This window comes from Ensifer sp. GW101-20A05, assembly GCF_059424735.1.
In genome coordinates this window covers 40008-54695 of sequence record NZ_JBWKZT010000026.1, presented here as the reverse complement: position 1 = coordinate 54695, position 14688 = coordinate 40008, and the positions used below count along the sequence as shown (strand labels likewise).

The 14688-nt window shown below is 58.3% G+C and carries 9 protein-coding genes and 3 pseudogenes; 8 read left to right on the top strand and 4 right to left on the bottom strand.

Features of this window, described 5'->3' with window-relative positions; genetic code table 11:
- Positions 1-146: 146 nt before the first annotated feature.
- Positions 147-317: pseudogene (locus tag AC070A_RS33040) on the bottom strand (IS3 family transposase); the annotation flags it as partial.
- Between the two features lie 9 nt (positions 318-326).
- Between AC070A_RS33040 and AC070A_RS33035 the strand changes: the two are divergent.
- Positions 327-763: pseudogene (locus AC070A_RS33035) on the top strand (transposase); the annotation flags it as partial.
- Between the two features lie 251 nt (positions 764-1014).
- Here AC070A_RS33035 and AC070A_RS33030 read toward each other — a convergent pair.
- Positions 1015-3180: a GumC family protein gene (locus AC070A_RS33030; RefSeq protein WP_494773631.1), complete on the bottom strand. Its 2166-nt coding sequence runs from the start codon at positions 3178-3180 to the stop codon at positions 1015-1017.
- Between the two features lie 537 nt (positions 3181-3717).
- On the opposite strand from AC070A_RS33030, the gene AC070A_RS33025 reads away from it, so the two are divergent.
- Together AC070A_RS33025 and AC070A_RS33020 are read left to right on the top strand one after the other, a co-directional pair.
- Positions 3718-5049, top strand: coding sequence for a polysaccharide biosynthesis/export family protein (locus AC070A_RS33025; protein ID WP_057251168.1), 1332 nt, complete (start codon positions 3718-3720; stop codon positions 5047-5049).
- 583 nt (positions 5050-5632) lie between these two features.
- Positions 5633-6343, top strand: coding sequence for a response regulator transcription factor (locus tag AC070A_RS33020; protein WP_057251166.1), 711 nt, complete (start codon positions 5633-5635; stop codon positions 6341-6343).
- Between the two features lie 26 nt (positions 6344-6369).
- Here AC070A_RS33020 and AC070A_RS33015 read toward each other — a convergent pair.
- Positions 6370-7040 (bottom strand): annotated as a pseudogene (locus AC070A_RS33015) (IS5 family transposase).
- A gap of 284 nt (positions 7041-7324) precedes the next feature.
- Here AC070A_RS33015 and AC070A_RS33010 point away from each other — a divergent pair.
- From AC070A_RS33010 to AC070A_RS32990, 5 genes are all read left to right on the top strand, one after another.
- Positions 7325-8044, top strand: coding sequence for a nucleotidyltransferase family protein (locus AC070A_RS33010; RefSeq protein ID WP_057251165.1), 720 nt, complete (start codon positions 7325-7327; stop codon positions 8042-8044).
- A complete protein-coding gene (locus tag AC070A_RS33005) occupies positions 8004-9233 on the top strand; it encodes a DegT/DnrJ/EryC1/StrS family aminotransferase (RefSeq protein WP_113133832.1) in 1230 nt (409 codons plus the stop codon). The genes AC070A_RS33010 and AC070A_RS33005 overlap by 41 nt, the downstream gene beginning before the upstream one ends.
- A gap of 34 nt (positions 9234-9267) precedes the next feature.
- Entirely contained in the window at positions 9268-10020 is a 753-nt protein-coding gene (locus tag AC070A_RS33000) for a sugar transferase (RefSeq protein ID WP_113133833.1), read from the top strand.
- A 392-nt stretch (positions 10021-10412) separates the two neighbouring features.
- Positions 10413-10979 carry a hypothetical protein gene (locus AC070A_RS32995; protein ID WP_057251164.1) on the top strand — a complete coding sequence of 189 codons (567 nt, stop codon included), beginning with the start codon at positions 10413-10415 and terminating at the stop codon, positions 10977-10979.
- A gap of 199 nt (positions 10980-11178) precedes the next feature.
- Positions 11179-13149: a Calx-beta domain-containing protein gene (locus tag AC070A_RS32990; protein ID WP_494773630.1), complete on the top strand. Its 1971-nt coding sequence runs from the start codon at positions 11179-11181 to the stop codon at positions 13147-13149.
- Positions 13150-13555: 406 nt separating this feature from the next.
- Here AC070A_RS32990 and AC070A_RS32985 read toward each other — a convergent pair whose 3' ends face one another.
- The gene (locus tag AC070A_RS32985) at positions 13556-14578 is read right to left on the bottom strand and encodes an SDR family NAD(P)-dependent oxidoreductase (RefSeq protein ID WP_057251161.1); all 1023 of its coding nucleotides are present in this window, start codon (positions 14576-14578) and stop codon (positions 13556-13558) included.
- Between the last annotated feature and the right edge of the window lie 110 nt (positions 14579-14688).

Sequence of the window (14688 nt, the reverse complement as noted above, 5' to 3'; positions counted from 1 at the left end):
CAGTCATAATACCAACATTACTCCTACCACTTAGCTAAATGGGGGAGCATGTCCGGGCCTTTCGGGGGCTATTTCACAGATTTTCCAACATCGGCGCGCCGCACAGCGCGGAACCTGCGATCAACTTCCATCGCCGTCGCAGCATGGTTCCGGCGGTATTCCGCGGGGCTAAGGCCACCGAGTGAGATTTTTGTGCGATGCTGATTGTGCCACCAGATATAGGAATCCACTTGCTGCATGAAGTCGTCAAGCGTCGTATTGATCCGGTGGTAGTACATCTCGTTTTTTAACCGTCCAAAGAAGCCCTCGCAGGCTGAGAGCTCCCTGATGAAACAGGCAAGATTTGCCGGGAGACAAAGGTTGCTACTCACCCCGAAGATTTGATCTTGGTGATGAAGGATCCGAAGTGGCAGATTGAGCGGGTCGGTCTTGAAGCCCGACCACTGTCGCAATGGTTTTATGAAGGACTGGCTAAGGCAGAATTACCCGTGATCTGCATTGAGACCAGGCATGCCAAGGCATTTTTGAAGCTCAATCAAATATGACGGACCGCAATGATGCGCGTGGAATCGCCCAGATGATGCGCGTCAATCTCTATTGGCCTGTGCATGTGAAGACACTGACGAGCCAGAAGCACCGGGCATTGCTGACCGCGCGCAAACTCTTGCAGGAAAAAGCCATCGCCATCGAGTATGACATTCGCGGATTGTTGCGAAACTTCGGCCTGAAAGTCGGATTGGTCGGTAAGGTCAAATTCGAAGAGGGAGAGCTTGCCTATTGCTGCTTAATTAGCAACCAGAGTGACGAGAGCGCCAGAGGAGACAAGAAGATTCCGCCGCCGGTGGAAAGATGTCCTCCGCAGTACGATGGATGGGGTAAGCTCGCGTGGTTGTCTGTTATATTCGCTCATCGCGATCAGGTCGCCGATTGGATTGTTCCGCCCCATTCTTCTGGTCGCATAATGGGAGGGCCACACAGGCCGAGCCCGGAGAGAAGCGCGATACTGCGAAGACATCAATCACCAGAGGTACGGGTAGTCAGAAGGTGCTTGACCTCACCACGCCGAATAGAGAATCCGAAATGGTGCTTTCGCATGTTAACTTGCGTCAGTACGCCAAACACCCGCTCGTGTGCATCTTTGATCCCGACATGTCCGAGCTGACTTATCGCGCGGCGGGCGACGTCGACCTCCGTAGCGCTCCACTCCAGTGCAAGGATGACGTTATCTACAACGGAAGCAATGACGCGTGCTTCCGTTGCACCAAGGAGCGGTGGGCTTACGATCACAATGCAATCATACTGGTCCTTGAAGTTGTCCAGCATGATTGTAAGCTGGTTTGTTGAAAGGAACGAAAGAGCATATTCCCGCCTGCAGGAAAGCGGGAGAAAGTCGATTCCGAACTCGGCGATCGTCTTGACAATTTCCTCAGCGGGTACCGTTTCCTCGCGGAAATACGTCGCCCTGTCCTTTCCGAATCCCTCAAGACTATGCGCGATGCTGGGGTTGCGAAAATCAAGATCGATGAGCAGGACCTTCCGCCCAATCGTGCCCGCACTCAGGGCAAAGCTAAGAGCAAGCGCGGTCTTTCCGTCGTCCTTGTCACTCGATGTGATGGCGAAGACGGCAGAATCACGGACTCGGCCCTGATGCGGGAAAATACGCCGTCGCGACAGGGCCGTCGCCACGACTGAGCGAACCGCCTCGCCATAGCTGTTGAACGGATCGTCAATCAACGCGCGTCGCGCGCTGCTCATCCGGAAGCGGTTGGGCACGAGCCCGATGCACGGTACTCCAACCGATTCTTCGACATCGCGCTCGCTGCGCACGCGACGGTGGAAACGCTCCAACAGCACAGCCGTCAATCCGCCGCCGATGCCAAAGGCAACGAATGCCGGCAGCACGAACAGGGCCGCCGAAGGCGAGCTCGGAAATGCGGGTGGCAATGCAGCAGAGACAATATGTGCTTCCTCTTGAATTCGGTCTTGGACAAAGATTTCGGTTTGTCGCCGCAGAAGGCTCTCGTATAGCTGCGCCGATGCAGTGGCCTCACGCTCCAATTCGCGCAGCTTTGCCTCAGCTTCGCGGAGTGTTTCCCGAGATTGGTCGAGTGAATCGAGGCGTTCCCGAGTGCGGTGGAGGCGCTCCCCAAGCGCCCTACGATCGAAGGGCAGTTCGGCAAGGACCTCATCGAGGAGCCGACTCAACTCTTCACGCTGTAACGAAACTGCTTGGTGACGGGTATCGGCTGCGTCTGTTTCGGCCTCCGTAGCGAGTGGGAAGGCATTTGCGGACTGGCCGTCACTCAAAACGTCGACGCGAGGCCCTTCCTGATCCTGTTGGGTCAGCAAGGCTGAGAGACGCACTCCCCGTTCTCCAAGTCTGGCCAGATCAATTGCGAGCTGTCGCCTCAGTTCGGCAATCTGCTGATCCATCGATTCGACGCTCTTCTGGTCAATAAGTCCTGAGGCCATTCGATGGTCACGAACGGCTGCTTCCGCACGCTCGACAGCGTCCCGCGCGGAAGGAATGCGTTCGGCCAGTTCCTTCTCCAGCCGCTCACGCCGCGCCTGAAGGCGGTCGCGACCTCTATTTACGTACATCTCGGCCACTCGGTTCGCAATGACTGCGGCCATCTGTGGATTCTCTGAAGTGAAGGTTACGGCAACTACACGTGAGTGCTGTTCCTTATAAACATTGAGGTTTTGCTGGAGGTCCTCGAAATCGATGGGCTCCGACTCTTCGGGCACGGCTTCTCCCGATGAACCCGTCGTTGGGGCGGAGGGCGGCTCGTCGTTTGCACCAAAGATGGCGTCTGAAAGCATCTTGCTCCATGGCCGCTGCGCCCGATCACTAAACGGGGGCGGGGACGCAACGGTTGCGGGACCGCTGGTGCCGGGATCCTCGGCGAGGCTTTTCTGCACCGCACGCAGATGGCTGGGCGACAGGATGAGTTCCACGTGGGTGTCGACGACAGCCTCATCGAAAGAGCCCTCCGGCCCGGACTCCGAGCGCGCCACGAGCAACTGCGCTTTCGCCGTATAGCGGGCCGGGATGCTGGTGCCAATCAACAAGGCCATCAACGCACCACTCGCGGCGCAAACGGCGACCAGCTTCCATCGCCGTCCCAACAGTGCAATAAGATCCAAGAGATGGAGCGTACGGTCTTCTTCGTAGGTCATTGCTCGTCCTGGAGATAAAGGGCGCGAAGGCGTCGCTCTTGTTAATTTTGCGGTTCGTCGGCATGATCAAAGCGTTTTGAGTAGACATTGGATGCCACGGAAGAGTGGGCCCGTGAGCGGGTGGGCAACACCACGGTCAACGCCGTTGGTCGGCGAGGGGACCTTGGTAGCCTGTGTCGTGCCACTCCTCCACCATTCCATCCACCCGGTTCTCGGCTGCTTGACTAGCCGGCGGCAAATGCGATGATGGGAATGCGAGTGCTCATCCCCCATTCACAACATTTCCAGCGTATAGAATTTCATCATTTGTACAACGCGTAAATTGATGCAAATTGAGTAAGGATCCGGCGGGGATTACCTAATCATGGTGCTTGTGGCGTACCCCCTTATGTCGCTCTGCCTGAATGAGCATACCTATTCTCCATTTATTGATATTGGGGCTTTTGCGATCATTTAGATGATGTTGGTGAAGCGCGCCGGGCCAGTCTGCCGGCCAGATGCACTGACTCCAGCAAATCTTCAGATTGGAGTACGCCGATGGTCATTCGTCCCCGACCGCGCACGTTTTTCAAGTTGTTGGGTCTGGCGGCCCGCACCGCAGTAGCTCTGGCCCTGGGGCTGTCGTGGTTGGAGGCCTCCGAGTACCGGCTGCATGCGGGCGATGTGATCGAGGTCTCGCTCGCTGGGCTTCCGCAGTTCGGCCAACGCGCGCCGGTTCAGCTCGATGGCAGCATCACAATTCCGACCATCGGCACGCTCGACGTCGAGGGCGTCACGTTGGCCAATGTTCGCGAACTTATTCAGGCTGCCTACACCAGCCGGCTCCTGACCCTCTATGCCTCCGATGGTCGGGAGTTGACGCGTACGGTTGAACGCGAGGATGTATCGGCAGCAATCGTGCAATATGCGCCGATATGGGTATCCGGAGATGTTGTTCAGACCGGCGAGCATCGTTTCCAGCCACGGATGACGGTACGCCAGGCGATCGCGTCTGCGGGCGGGCTCCGTCCACCGATTATGACTACCGGCACGCTGCCGCAATACGATCCGATCCCGCTGCAGAGCGACTACATTGCCAGCTGGCTCACATTGGCTGGCCATGCCGTCCGCGCCTGGAGGTTCCGCACCGAGCTCGGCGAGACGGCCGAATTCGACAAGACATCAATTCCAGCCGCACCGGTGCCTGAAGACGCGTTGACGCGCATTCTGGCGACCGAGAAGCAGATTCGTGAGCTTCGGCAGGTGGATTTCGATCGCGAGCGGGCCTTTTTGGACCGGAGCGCGGCTCTTGCTGAGGAGCAGATCAAGTCGCTATCCCAACGCGTCGAACTCGAGACTCAAGGCGAACGCGAGGACACTCAAGTCTACGAGACCGCGAAAGAACTTCTACGGCAAGGCAAACTCACCAATTTGCGGGTAGTGGATGCCCGACGCTCGGTGCTTTTCTCATCCACGCGCCGGCTGCAAACGGAAAGCGAGCTCATGCAGATGCGCAGACGGCTGGACGAGGCGCGCCGGTCGTTGGAAAAGCTCGAGGACCAGCGCCGGCTCGGCATCCATGAAGAACTGCGGTCCATAGATCTGAAACTGGCCGACGAACATGCCCGCCTAAAGAGTCTGCGGGCGAAATTGGACCTCGCTGGCATCGCCGTCCCGCGCGGCCAGGAGGCCAGCCAGGAGGCCAGCCCGGCGGTTACCATTTTTCGCAGGATCGAAATGAAGCCCGTCGCTTTTGAAGCGGGGTATGATGAAGAGGTCGAGCCGGGCGATATCGTGGAAGTCGCGTTACGCCAAGGGTCCTTATCGACGGGCACTGATGTCGGCGCACTTGGCATTGACCGGCCTCAATATGCCCAGAGCGCGAAATAACCTCTCAATCCCTCAAGTTCTACTTGGTCTTCCGGATCGATGCTCGAGCGGGGCGCGGATAGACGAAGAGCCCGAGTCTTCGCTCGGCGATGGCCGCTGTCATTTCATCTCTGCCGCCAACTTGAGTGAGTTCGTCAACCTGCTGGTGTTGGCCGGACCGCTGTCCATTTCCGTGGTCGAAGCGCTTGCGGCAGGACCTTAAGGCTTTGCGATGGCCGCCGACGGCGAGACGCAGCGCTTCGCCAAAGTTTGCGGTCGGACCGAGAGCTCTTCCAACCCCCGTGCCCATCTCGCGGTCGCTTTATTTGCGATCGGTGGCCGCATCGACAACTCGCTCGTCGAGCAAGAGCCTGCTTTCCGGCATTGGGCAATATCTACGTCAAAAGCGGTAACAGTATAAGGGCATTGGCGAATAAGTGTAAATCCATTGTGCTATGTATACAACCCTAGAGATGACCATTGAAACGTCATCGTTGACTTTTTGGGGCTATCCCGGTTGATTGCCCCGCTGCGCGTATGTGGTACCATTTCTTTTTTGACATGAGGAATTATTTGAAAAATTCTCTCCGGAAGGGGGTGCAACGTGAACAAGAAGAAAACGTGGAATTTTGCAATCGTCGAGCCGAACTACATTGTATGCGCAGGGCTGGCACGAATATTTGCACGAACGGCATTCAAAGAACAAATCGAATGCGCCAATATGGCCCAGTTGTGGGAGTTGATAGAAAAGGGTCAGGAAGTCGATTTGTTTTTGATAGACGTGGGGCAAAATATCTGCCGATTTAAAGCGGACGTCGAGAAGCTCAAAACGCAATTTCCAAAGTCATTTGTTGTTCTGATGGCGGACTCTGTTGAGGAAGCTGTAGTCACCCAGGCCGTCCAAGCGGGTGTTCATGGTTTGATTGACAAGGGCATGCGCGTCGAAGCCATGGTGAAATCGCTGGAATTGGTCCTGCTCGGCGAACCTGTTTTCCCTCCCCCCGCTCCGGTCAAGACATCGCTTATCACAAAGGAGTATGTCTTGCCGAAGCACAACCAAAACAATGGTCACAACGGGGATTCAACTCATATAATTTCCCTGGCGCCTAATCTTTCGTCGCGAGAAATTGAAGTATTGATGTCACTTAGTCGGGGAAACTCCAATAAGGAGATTGCCAGGAAGCTCGAGATCTCGGATGCCACCGTGAAGGTACATGTGAAGGCAATCTTGCGGAAGCTTCGGATAAAGAACCGGACCGAGGCGGCCTTGTGGGCAACGAGTGCAGGGCAACAGACCTCACCGTACCAGCAGTGATTGATATCCGTCCTGATCAAGCCGCCTCAGCAAGCCTTAGAATAATAAGGGCTATCTAAAAGCCGTCGACACCATATTCTCGTGGCGACGAGCTTTACGGCGGCGAGGGTTTCGGGACGCTTGTCATATCGGGTTGCGATGCCGCGGAATTGTTTGATCCTGTTGAAGAATCGCTCGACGATGTTCCTCTGCCGATAGACCCAGCGCGAGAATACGAAGGAGCCTTGCGGTTTGTCTTCGGCGGGATGTTGGCCCAGGCCTTTCGCGCGGCGGCCTTGGCCCGAATGGCGTTGCTGTCATACCCCTTGTCGGCCAGGAGGATGTCTTCCTTGCCGAGTTCGTTCGTCAGCGCGGCGGCCTCGGTGCAGTCGGCGATCTGTCCGCCGGTCTGGCGCAGGGTAACGGGGCGACCTTCGGCACCGACGCGCGCGTGGATTTTGCTCGTAAGCCCGCCGCGGGAACGTCTCATGCCGCCATCATCTCCATCCCCTTTTTCCCGTGGCCGCATGCTGGTGAACGCGGACACAGGTCGTAGCGCTCGGGATTTCCGCCCTGGGCGAGCCCGTTCGGAACCGCCAGAGGATGCCATTCAGCACTCGCCGATCATCGACCCGAGGAACCCCGCGGGCTTGTTGGGCAACAGCGGCGACAGGATCGACCATTCGTGATCGGTGAGTTCGTAGCGGCGACGCGTCATAGAGGCTCCCTCATTCGGAAATCTTGAATCACGACGGCGAAAAACACCAAGTGATTTTAAGAGTTTACGTCCAAGTAATACCCCTTTTGGAGCGGTCACTCCGCTTGGGTAGCGGCTCCACAAAAGGATGCTCCACAAAGTATGGCTTTGCCGTTCGACTGCCTTCTATCCTTATGCGCAATTGCCGAGGACTGATCGACTGTTAGATTCCTGTCATCGATCTGTCACATCTCTGCAAACGCGGATTTTGAGGCAGTACCGAGTCAACTTCAGGGAGAGATTCGATGAAAGCCGTAATCCAGTGTGGCGGTCAGGGAACGCGTCTGAGACCATACACTATGGTGCTACCCAAGCCGCTGATGCCAGTCCGCTCTCAGCCGGTACTTGAGCTTCTGCTGAAATGGCTTCGACGAAACGACCTGACAGAGGTCTATATCACCACCGGTTATCTCGGCCAGCTGATCAAGAGCTTCTGTGGCGACGGGCGGCGGTGGGACATCCGGATCCGCTATACGGATGAAGCGGCACCCCTGGGGACGATCGGGCCACTCGGCTTGCTGCGCGATGAACTCGACACCAGCTTCCTGGTGATCAATGGGGATGTCATTACCGATCTGAGCCTCGGTGCGTTCGCGCAGTACCATCACAGCACGGGCGGAATACTCACGGTGGCTACCATGCACCGGCAGACTCGAATGGATTTCGGCGTCATCGAGGCACATGACGGGCGGATCACCAGCTTCAAGGAAAAACCGATACTCTCGAACCTTGTGAGCATGGGTGTCTACTGCATGGAGCCCTCGGTGCTTCAATACATTCCTGCTGGCGTCCCATTCGGCTTCGATGATTTGATCCTGTGCCTCCTTCGGCGAGGCGTTCCGACCCACAGCTACATTCACGAGGGCATGTGGCTCGACATTGGCCGGATCGAAGATTTCCAAACCGCTCAGGAGCTTGATTGGGATGTCCAGTCACCACCGTTTGAACGCGTCCACGCAGCCTGAGGCTGTCCTGCTGAATGCCGCCCAGGGCGGAGGTGCCGCAACGGCGCGTCCCGGCAGCGAGCCCGACGATCGCTCAGAGATTTACGTCGCGCGACCAATCTTGGGGCGTGAGGAGCAGGTCGCCGTTTGCGAAGTCTTGGACGACGGCTGGGTCACGATGGGCTCGCGTGTACGCGATTTCGAGCTAGCCTTCGCCGAGCGGCATCGCACGGATGATGCCGTGGCGGTCAGCTCTTGCACCGCCGCACTTCATCTTATCCTCCATGCACTGGGGATAGGGCCAGGCGACGAAGTCCTCGTGCCCTCGCTCACATTCGTGGCGACGGCCAACAGCGTCTTGTATACTGGGGCGTCGCCTGTCTTTGTCGACATCGAGTCGCTCACCATGCCGCTGATGTCCCTGGAGGACGCTGCGCAAAAGTGCTCTCCGAGAACAAAGGCTGTCATTGTCGTGCACTATGCTGGCTGTGTCGCGCAGCGCAGCGCATGGCGCGAGTTCGCCTCCCGGCGGGGCCTGTTCCTCATTGGGGACGCGGCGCATGCAGTGGGTCTTGAGGACGCCGCAACCTTCGGCGACGCAGCTGCCTTCAGCTTTTACGGCAACAAGAACATGACGACCGCAGAAGGCGGCATGGTGGTGTCGACTCAATCCGACTTTCTGGAGCGAGTCCGGCAAATGCGCGGCCATGGGATGACAAGCGGCACATTCCAGCGCCACCACAGTGGCGCACCGCGCTACGACGTGACAATGCTCGGCTACAATTACCGAATGGATGAACTCCGAGCTGCCATGGGTCTGGTCCAACTCGGTCACCTGACAGCGTGGAATGAACGCCGGCGCGTCCTGACGGCCAGATATGCAGATAGTCTGGCAGCCGATTGCCCGACCATCCTCGTCCCCAGCCTGCAGGGTTGCGATTCGGCTCATCATATCATGCCGGTCGTCTTGCCGGCCGAAGCCGACCGCGATCGGATCATCGCTTCCATGAGAAGCGATGGCATCCAAACGAGCATCCATTACCCGCCTGTTCACGACTTTTCCTTCTACAGATCTCGGCGACCGGACCTTCGGCTCCCGAAGACGGAGGAATTCTCTCGTCGCGAGCTGACGCTCCCGCTGCATCCCGGCATGGCTGACGGTCACGTCGAGCGCGTAGTCGCCGCTCTGGCCGCTGCTGCGCAGGCATGAAGGACGTCAAGAAACAAATGTGAGGAGATTCGTAATGCGCCACGACGACCGTCTGCCAGCACGTCTTATCGGCTGGATTGCTCGCTCCTTCGACGTTCTCTTCGCCGCCGTCTGCTTGGCGGTTCTAAGCCCCGTGATGCTGCTGATTGCCGTGGCGATCATCGCGGAGAGCGGCCGTCCGGTGTTCTTCTCGCAGGTGCGCCTTGGACAGGGCGGCAGGCACTTTCGGATTTACAAGTTTCGCAAATTTCGTGCGGACTGCAGCCCCTTCGGCCTTCCATTGACGGTCAATAATGACGGTCGAACGTCCAGAATTGGACGATTACTCGCAAAAACGAAGTTCGATGAGCTCCCGCAACTCTATAACATCCTCCGGGGAGATATGGCCTTTGTCGGCCCGCGGCCAGAGAGCCTCGCTTTTGCCGACTGCTTCGACGACAAGCACCGGGCAATCTTGGACTATAGGCCTGGAATATTCGGTCCCAGCCAGGCAGCGTTTCGCAATGAGGCGAGCCTGTACCCGGTGAATACCGACCTGATTAAGGTTTATCGAGAGGTGATCTTCCCGCTGAAGGCCTGTCTCGATCTCGAATATTACCCGCGTAAGACCATGCTCAAGGACCTAGTGTGGATTGTTCGCGGAGTCATGGCGGTGGCTGGCCTCCATCCAACATTGACCAAGCTTCCGACGCAGCTGCCCACGCTGCGGACCAGCCAGGCGCCTGTGACGGAAGGCGCTCTATCGCCACCTTCGAGCTGGAGCCGCGCGAGGAGGATGCAACTATGAGCTGGGTAGTTCCGCAGAGGCCCTCTGAGCAGGGTCCCGCGGACGCGACGCAGGGATCATCACACCGGACAGCGGCAACGCCAGTGCCTCGGGAGAGGTGGGGTTCGGGCGTGCTCCTCGGTGCGGAAAGCCCAATCCCCTCGCGAGCATGCAATCCCGGCGCGATTCCATCGTCGTGGACAAGGACACCGATGGCGCCAAGGTGCAACACCGTCATCGTTGAGCTTTTCGGGCCAGCTGCTTCCGGGAAGACGACCCTTGCCCGAGGCCTCGAGGCTGCGCTCGATGCTAGGGGCATCGCGGTGCGGCTCGTCGGGAGCTCGCGTCCCGCAGAAAAAGGTTCTGAGCCACCAGGAGCAGGAGCTAGGCCGTCCTCCGCACTGCCCGCAGCCTTGGCCCGCGCCTCGAAAGTCTTCACCGCTCTGGACGCGCTGGTGCCAGGCGTCTCCATCGACCCGCTCGTCGGGCAATTGATGGAGATCCTGCCGCCAAAGAGCTGGACTAGAGCCATCCGGGCTCGACGTTATCTGCGGAATATCTGCGGCTCCTGGAGCGCGGCGCTGACCTCGGACAGCGTCGTCATCTTCGATCAGGGTTTTATGAATTCACTCTGCTCGCTCGCTCTCTTTTCCGGTGCGCTAAGCCAGCATGCCCTGTCGCGAGGACTATCGCTTGTGCCGGCGCCCGATTTGCTCATTCGCGTGGAGACGCCGCGCGAAGTGCTTCAGGCGCGCCTTGAAAAGCGGCTGCGTCGTCAAGGGGTGTTTGAGCGACTGTTCGAGAGCGACATCCAAAGATCGCTTCGGCAGATCGAGATCTCCTCGATGATTGATGATTTGCTGAAAGCGGTCGGCCGGCATTCGATGCGTGTGAGTTGGCGGGACCAAGACACCCTCGCAATGGCCGTTGAGACGATCGCGGACGAAATCATCTTGAAGAAGGGACACGGATCGCGATGACCTGACTTAGCGCGAAATCGCCTTGTACCCGCGACGCTGAATTGAGAATTGACGGAGCAAACAGGGCCGTTTTCATCGGTCGCTTCCGGCACCGCTTGACCGAGCGCAACGCTCACTGCGGAAACAATTGCCGCGGGTGATGCAAGAGCTGCCCCGCCATAGCGGCTTTCGGAGCCGGTTGCAGAAAGGAGAACCAGCTATGGTAGATAAGATCGGCACGGATGCTGGCGAGGACCTCACTGGCGGCGCTGAAAACGATCTGCTCGATGGCAAGGGGGGAAACGACAGGCTTTACGGCAAGGATGGCAATGACATCCTTTATGGCCGGAGTGGGGATGACCTGCTCGACGGCATGGCCGGCGCGGACGCCATGTACGGCGGAGCAGGCAACGACCGCTACAGGATCGATAATGTCGGCGATGTGATCAGCGAGGATGAAAACAACGACGGCATCGATGATGGCGGAATCGACCTGGTCGAGAGTTCCGTCACGTTCACCCTTCCCAAGTTCTTTGAAAACCTGACGCTGACGGGAACGGACGCCGTCAACGCAACAGGCAATGAACTCAACAACAAGATCAAGGGAAATGCCGCTGCGAACGTCCTGACTGGAGACGGGGGAAAAGATATACTTACTGGCGGTGGCGGCGCCGACACGTTCCTATTCGGTCCAGCTGCGGTCAGTAGCACGGACCGGGTGGTGGACTTCGACGCGGACGACCGACTTGGATTCTTCGCCGCCGATTACGGCCTGAGCGAGGGCAGCGGTCTGACCAATGGGAAACTGTCGAGCGACTACTTTACCATTGTGAGTTCCGGCAATCAGGCGAGCACGTCTCACGGGCAGTTCATCTACTCGAGTGGGACTCGGACTTTGATGTGGGACGGAGATGGTGCCGGCGGCGCCGCCGGGATCGCGATCGCCACCTTCGATACGGATATTGCAAGCCTCCTGAGCGCCGACCGCTTCACGATTTCCGGGTCTGGCGGTTCAGCACCACCGCCGCAGATATCGATCACGGACGGAGCGCCCAACCCGCAGACGGAAGGCAGCACGGCCACGATCAAATTCATGATCACGCTGTCGGAGGCGGCGTCCGAGGCGGTGCGCATCACCTACAGTACGCAAGACGGCACGGCGACAGCCGGTGAGGACTTCGTGGGTGTGAGCGGTGGCGTGGTCGACATCCCGGCCGGGCAGACAAGCGTCGAAGTCACCATCAATCTGCGCGACGACACCATCGTGGAGAATACCGAGACCTTCAAGGTTCTGATCAACTCGGCAAAGCTCGTCACGAGCGGCACGGCGCTCACCCTTGCCGATTCCTCGGGAACGGGCAGTATCGCCGACAATGATGTCAGCCCGCCTTCGAATCCGACCGTGGTCAACATCATCGATACCAGCATCAAGGCAGGCGGGATCAACAGTTCGGATCCGTCAGGGCTGGCCTATGTGCCGGGCCAGGGCCTCTTCCTTTCCGATTCGGAAGTGGATGAGAGTCCATTTTTCCGCGCGAACAATCTGTTCCAGATCAGCACGAGTGGTGTCCTGGAGAACTCCCTCAGCCTTGCAGCCTTCACGAAGGAGCCGACGGGGCTGGCATTCAACCCGGTCACCGGTCATTTGCTCATCACGGACGATGACAAGTACTCGATCTACTGGGTCGATCCGAAGAACCCGACAGCGAGGCTCGGGACCGCCTCGGCAAAGTCCCTCAACTGTGACGATCCGGAGGACGTCGCCGTCAACCCGAACAATGGCAACGTGTTCATTGTCAACGGGACTTCCCATACGATCGTCGAGATCGACAAGGCATTCAGCCAGGTTCTCTCCAGGATCACTCTTCCCGTGGAAATCAAGGATCCGGAGGCGCTGGCCTATGACGCCCAGCACAACGTGTTCTTCGTGGGCGGCGGCTTCAGCAAGAATATCTGGGTTGTCGATCACGGCGGCAACATCCTGCAGACCATCGACCTTCTTAAGGATTACCGTAACCCGATTGGCGACACCAGCGCCAAGATCAAGGACCTGGAATTCGCGCCGAGCAGTGATCCCAATGACGATCCGGGTAAGATGAATCTCTATGTCGCCGACTACGGGAACAGCCATGTGAATGACGGGCGCGTGATCGAAATCGACTTGGGCAATGATTGGCTCATTGTCGCTTAGCACTTCAGTTGCGGCTGTCGTGAGCTTTGCGCCATTGCCTGGTGCGCTCGGCACTGCAGCGCCGCGCGTCTTATCAGACGCGCAAAATTCGCGGTAGCACTTTGAATTGGCGCAATGTCTGTCTCCTTAAATCGAGAGCGATTTAAGGAGACATGCAATAGGCGGGCCAGGCGACCACGGCAGCCAGCGGCATGGCGGCGGTGGCAAACCCCGGCAGGGCATGCGTGGCGGTGAGACAAGTGAGCGACCTGCGTTCCTTAGTCTCCTCGTCGCACCGCACGAGCTGCGCAATGCCAGGTCCAACCGCATCGCCCGTCAGGTCACGAAGGCCACGCCGCATCTGCGCAATGGCGAAGCAATGGCGCTGGAAGCCATTGCCCTCGTAAAGCGGCGAGGGCCAAGCCTATCACGTCAGATAGCTCAACTCGGGGCGAACCCGCCCGGCTGCGATTCGGTAGCGCCACCACTCGATCGTCTTTTCGAGGCCGCTGTCGAGCGTTTCGCGAGGCGCCCAGCCCGTCAACTCTCGCAAACGATCCGAGTCGGCGATTAGGGCCATCACTTCCGATGCAGCCGGCCGCTTGCGAACGTCTTCCGCGATTATCGGTTTGGCGGGCCCAGCCACTAGTTCGCGAATGCGTTCGACGGTCTCAGAAATGGTAACTGCAAACCCCGAGCCTGCATTATAAGCGGCACCCCATTCCAGCTGTTCCGCTCGGCCGATGGCTAGAAACGCACTGACAGTATCGTCAACGAAATTGAAATCTCGTATCGGGCTAAGGTCACCAATCCGGATCTCTTTCGATTCCGGCTGGAGGGCCTGCCGGATGATTGTCGGGATGACGGCGCGCTCGCTTTGACGCGGCCCGTAAGTGTTGAAGGGGCGCATGATGACGGCGGGCGTCTCGAATGATCGGGCATAGGCCTCTACCATCTTGTCCGCACCAATCTTGCTGGCGGAATAGGGTGACTGACCTTGAAGTGGGTGTTCTTCGGTGATTGGTGTGAACAGCGCGGTGCCGTAGACTTCGGAGGTGGACGTGTGGACTATCCGGCCGACCCCGCCTGCGCGACAAGCTTCGAGCACGTTCACCGTGCCCGTTATGTTGGTGTCCACATAGGATTGCGGCGCACTATAGCTGTACGGGATCGCGATCAACGCGGCGAGGTGAAATACGACATCTGCGCCGTCGACCAGCTTGCGCACGAAATGGGAGTCGCGGACATCGCCAGCCACGAGATTCATGGCTTGGCGAAGCTCGGCGGGGGTATCATCTAGCCACCCCCTTTGCCCGAAAGAGTTGTAGAGACTGAGCGCGGTGACCTTTGCGCCCTGACGTACCAAGCTCTCCGCCAGATGCGAACCAATGAATCCATCGGCTCCAGTGATCACCGTCTTTAGTCCGTCGTAGCGCGTATCGATAGCCATAGCACTCAGTTCCCCATCGTTGCGTTATTTCTGCTTGAACCCGCGAAGTTCAAGATGGCGGCGTACCCACGGAGGCGACAGGGGATCGCCACCGAGTCCCCCACCTCCAT